Source organism: Bacillus sp. mrc49, from assembly GCF_002803435.1.
This window is the reverse complement of record NZ_PHNG01000739.1, coordinates 1-3,601: the sequence shown is the minus strand read 5'-3', so window position 1 is coordinate 3,601 and position 3,601 is coordinate 1. Positions and strand designations below refer to the sequence as shown.

The following is a 3,601-nucleotide window of genomic DNA, read 5'->3' as shown; positions in this document are numbered from 1 at the left end:
ATTTATTTCCCCCTGTTTTCTCATTTGTGGATGACACTAATAATTCTTCTTGAACGCAGCCTTTACGATCATCAAGATGATTCTTGGCAAAAATACTCTGGTTACCTTCCAAAATAAATCCGCGTGTACCGTCTGCTTTTCTAATTAATCGAGCTACAACATGCACGATTCCCATAACATGATTGACGATTTTGTCACGTATATCCGGAATGAATTGGTTATATTGCTGCCCATCATCATGGATAATGCTGCGTGTAGTTTCCCAGGCAGTGTAGATGACGTTGGCATCTAATCCATTGAATGTTTCAATTACTTTCAATAAGTGGTTGTCGAATATAGCGTAGTCTTTTAATTCTGGCATTCCACTTTTCGTTTTTTCTCCCTTACTCATCAACCAAAGCTTTTGATAATGGGTAAGATTGTCCACAAAAACGTTATCGTAATTAGCGATATTCGCTTTTGCATGTGCATAAAAATCTAAAATGCTTTGGTGAGGATCGCTTGAGTCAATCTTGGCAACATCAACATTTGAGTAACCTTGCAATACCTGGCATGTACCATCAATATCGAGCACCAATGTTTTACCTGGCAGCAATCCAGCAACTGTTGTTTTACCGTCACCTGGCTTTGAGTAGATAATGACTTTCGCCTTTTCGCTTTTCTTAATTTTAGAGCCGTTTATGGTTTCCACTTTTAAACCCCCTTCCTATTCTTTAGAACCTATTTCTGCAGCTTTATTTTGTAGACTCTCTAACATTTCAGGGATATTAAGCCGCTGAATAATATCAAAAGATAACTGTTCTTTTAGATTGTTTTCAAGCGCTTTAACGATTGTTTCCTCTGCATCTTTTCTTGCAGTTTGAATCATTGTACTAACTTTAGACGTAAGCTCTTTTGCAAGATAATTTTTAATAAAATATTCACTGATGGATAATTTTCTATCACTTGAATACTTAGCTTCCCTGCCGTCTCCATCAAGTGTTTTTTCTGTAAGATACCGTTCATATCTAATGCCAATGAACTCGCTTATCGGAATTAGCTTTACTTCAGATCCCCAACTATTTTCTTTGTATGGTATTTTCAAATCATCAATTTTCTTTTCAAGAGCGCCGTAAATGAAACTATCAACAACCTCATTTGCTTTTTCTTCAGCTTCACGCTCAATTTTCGCTAAGATTTTTTGTTCTGCTTTTTGAATCAATCTATCCTGCAAACCACTGATAACTTCACTTTTGATTAATTCGTCAAGATTTTCTCCTTCATCCAACCAATTAACATCTAATTCAATCTTTACGATTGCCATATTATTAAACCTCCACACTATAAGAAATAGATTCTGGTTTTACGATTACACCAGGTACAATCTGGCCGTTCTCATCTACAACAACCTTTTCACCACTGATTTCCACGATTTTCAATGACTTCTTAAGGTCGGCCCATTTCACACTATTCTTGATGAATTCATCCATTTCATTTTCAATAACGTATTGAAGGATTACTTCCTCATCCGCCTTATCCGGTGCCTCCTTCGATTTACGGGTCTTAGATTTGCCATAAGGTGTGCTGATGGTTTTAGCCTTGGGGTCTTCCGCTAATTGCTGAGCGTGATACAAGGTAATAAGTGATTCAAAAAAACTGGTGCTGTTGGTAATAGAAGAAAGTTCACCTTTCTCCCATTCGGCAATACGATCACGTTCCACGTTTGCCAGCTGCTTGATTTCCTTTTCTTTTGATTTAAGGGCAGTAAGTTTACGGAATGCCCAATTCAGGCTGTTGATGTCCGTAATTTCAAACTTAGTTTCCTGTGATTGGATTTCCTCGACTTCCATAAGCTCGATTTGTTGTAATGAATTCATTGGTTTTCCTCCTTCAAATTGTTTTCAAGCGTTTCATATATTTCAATCAAGTCATCATAGGAATGACTTCCACCAAGAGTAGACTCATGTTTTTCAAGCCAGTTATAGAGACTTTCTAATTTAGGATTAGCAGGACTAAAAACAGTATTTTTCTTTGTTTCGAAATACATTTATTTGTCCTCCTGTTGCATATTTGGTAAAAAAATGTATAGAATGTATGTGAGATAAGTATTTTATTTGGACTCCTGTCTGCAAACAGGGGTCTTTTATTCATTTGGGATTTCTTTTGTGTGACCTGTAATTCTGTGGACGATATGCAATTCATAAGGCAAACTTTTGATAACTAACCAATCCTTTGTATCTCTTACGCCTGCCCACTCCATGGCTTTACGTTGACGACTAGTTGGCTTTTTACCACTCTTCAAGGAATCACCTCCTTAATTGACTGCTGCTAATGGATATTCGTATTCCACACGAACTACAGGTAAGTTAATTTCTGTGATAAGTTCATCACGGCGATTGAACAGTTTAAACACTCCATCATGCTCGATAATGTCATCCACAGTTTTTCCGCCGAATTCTTTACCTACCGCAAATGTATAAATAAATGGGTGGGTAGCTTCAGCAATTACATCAAATGATTTGATTGTTTTTTCCAATTGAGTCACCTCCTTTTATAAGTCCAAATCAATGTCTTCAAGACCTGTCCAGTATTCCTCCCCCATATTGTCTGATACACGAATTTCAGTACCGGTTGGATATTCCTTTGCGTCCACAATTGTTAATTTACGAGTAACTGATCCAGTTTTACCGATAAGATCAGTTCTCGTTTTAACCTCCATTTCCAAAACACTCACCTCCTTAGAATTTTTGGCTTCTGACATAAGCCCGATAAATTTCCATGTACCGATCGACCTCATTCATTGCTAACCATTCCTGGGTTTTGATTTTCAACATTTTCACCTCCCTTCAATCTCCCTGCGGTCAATGAGCTGCCGCACATGCATCCGCCCAAAAACAGCAGCGCCCCTACGAAACCGTAAACCATGACCATGCCCAATGAGTTACCCCCTTTAAGAAACCTTTTTATTTTTTCCGGACTTTTCAACTGGTTTTTTGTAGGTTAGATATGTTCTTAAATGACCATTTTCCTTAACAACAGTACGATCATAATCCTCTAAAGGACTTTCACTTTGGATTGAATCAGGTGCTCTATATTTCCAAGCACCTGACCTATTAAGTAACTCAGATAATCCCTTAGGAATTGGAATTTCATAACCACCTAAGGACATACTACTTATTGTTAAGTCCTCCTTAATTCGCATGAAACCACCTCACTCTACTTTAAAAAGAATGACTTCTTTCAATGTCTCTACTTAAAGTAGAGTCAGTGTTAAAAAAAATAAAATCGTAGCTTAATTCCAAAATCTCGCAGATTTTTTTGGCTTCCCTGATAGTAACTTCTTCAGGTTGTTTCTCCATCTTGCTGTAAGTCTGAACATGTACACCAAGCTTTGTAGCTATATCGCGTTGTGTAAACCCCTTTATTAATCTGGCTTGTTTCAGTGTGAGAATCATGGTTATCACCTCGCTTTTTAACCTTCACAATCACATATTATTCTACTTTTAGTAGATTGTCAACGATATTGATGCATAATATTTCTACAATTTCTACTTTTATTTCACCTTCTATATTAAAAGTAGAATATTTTCGCTATTATATTGAAATTATTCTACTTTTAGTT

At 36.8% G+C, this 3,601-nt stretch carries 10 protein-coding genes; all 10 read right to left on the bottom strand.

Going from position 1 to position 3,601, the window contains the following annotated elements:
• Nucleotides 1-691, bottom strand: a 691-nt coding sequence (locus tag CVN76_RS21640; RefSeq protein WP_100533017.1) for an AAA family ATPase, incomplete at its 3' end; no start/stop codon positions are given.
• Nucleotides 692-706: 15 nt separating this feature from the next.
• On the bottom strand, nucleotides 707-1,303 hold the full coding sequence (locus CVN76_RS21635; RefSeq protein ID WP_100533016.1) for a hypothetical protein: 597 nt from the start codon (nucleotides 1,301-1,303) through the stop codon (nucleotides 707-709).
• A 4-nt stretch (nucleotides 1,304-1,307) separates the two neighbouring features.
• Entirely contained in the window at nucleotides 1,308-1,856 is a 549-nt protein-coding gene (locus CVN76_RS21630; RefSeq protein ID WP_100533015.1) for a host-nuclease inhibitor Gam family protein, read from the bottom strand.
• Nucleotides 1,853-2,026 (bottom strand): hypothetical protein, encoded by a 174-nt coding sequence (locus CVN76_RS31175; RefSeq protein WP_157805751.1) that lies wholly within the window; start codon nucleotides 2,024-2,026, stop codon nucleotides 1,853-1,855. The genes CVN76_RS21630 and CVN76_RS31175 overlap by 4 nt, the downstream gene beginning before the upstream one ends.
• A gap of 96 nt (nucleotides 2,027-2,122) precedes the next feature.
• On the bottom strand, nucleotides 2,123-2,281 hold the full coding sequence (locus tag CVN76_RS31490) for a DUF6906 family protein (RefSeq protein WP_198512618.1): 159 nt from the start codon (nucleotides 2,279-2,281) through the stop codon (nucleotides 2,123-2,125).
• Nucleotides 2,282-2,293: 12 nt separating this feature from the next.
• Nucleotides 2,294-2,515 carry a hypothetical protein gene (locus CVN76_RS21625; protein WP_100533014.1) on the bottom strand — a complete coding sequence of 74 codons (222 nt, stop codon included), beginning with the start codon at nucleotides 2,513-2,515 and terminating at the stop codon, nucleotides 2,294-2,296.
• Between the two features lie 15 nt (nucleotides 2,516-2,530).
• Nucleotides 2,531-2,704, bottom strand: coding sequence for a hypothetical protein (locus CVN76_RS31485; RefSeq protein WP_198512617.1), 174 nt, complete (start codon nucleotides 2,702-2,704; stop codon nucleotides 2,531-2,533).
• A 68-nt stretch (nucleotides 2,705-2,772) separates the two neighbouring features.
• On the bottom strand, nucleotides 2,773-2,916 hold the full coding sequence (locus tag CVN76_RS31170; RefSeq protein WP_157805750.1) for a hypothetical protein: 144 nt from the start codon (nucleotides 2,914-2,916) through the stop codon (nucleotides 2,773-2,775).
• 13 nt (nucleotides 2,917-2,929) lie between these two features.
• Nucleotides 2,930-3,181 carry a hypothetical protein gene (locus tag CVN76_RS21620; protein WP_157805537.1) on the bottom strand — a complete coding sequence of 84 codons (252 nt, stop codon included), beginning with the start codon at nucleotides 3,179-3,181 and terminating at the stop codon, nucleotides 2,930-2,932.
• Between the two features lie 19 nt (nucleotides 3,182-3,200).
• Nucleotides 3,201-3,434: a helix-turn-helix domain-containing protein gene (locus CVN76_RS21615; protein ID WP_100530504.1), complete on the bottom strand. Its 234-nt coding sequence runs from the start codon at nucleotides 3,432-3,434 to the stop codon at nucleotides 3,201-3,203.
• Nucleotides 3,435-3,601 lie beyond the last annotated feature (167 nt).

Bases quoted from the DNA above. Each gene is read 5' to 3' on its own strand.
- CVN76_RS21635 (WP_100533016.1), bottom strand. From the start codon at position 1,303: ATGGCAATCGTAAAGATTGAATTAGATGTTAATTGGTTGGATGAAGGA.
- CVN76_RS21630 (WP_100533015.1), bottom strand. From the start codon at position 1,856: ATGAATTCATTACAACAAATCGAGCTTATGGAAGTCGAGGAAATCCAA.
- CVN76_RS31175 (WP_157805751.1), bottom strand. From the start codon at position 2,026: ATGTATTTCGAAACAAAGAAAAATACTGTTTTTAGTCCTGCTAATCCT.
- CVN76_RS21620 (WP_157805537.1), bottom strand. From the start codon at position 3,181: ATGCGAATTAAGGAGGACTTAACAATAAGTAGTATGTCCTTAGGTGGT.
- CVN76_RS21615 (WP_100530504.1), bottom strand. From the start codon at position 3,434: ATGATTCTCACACTGAAACAAGCCAGATTAATAAAGGGGTTTACACAA.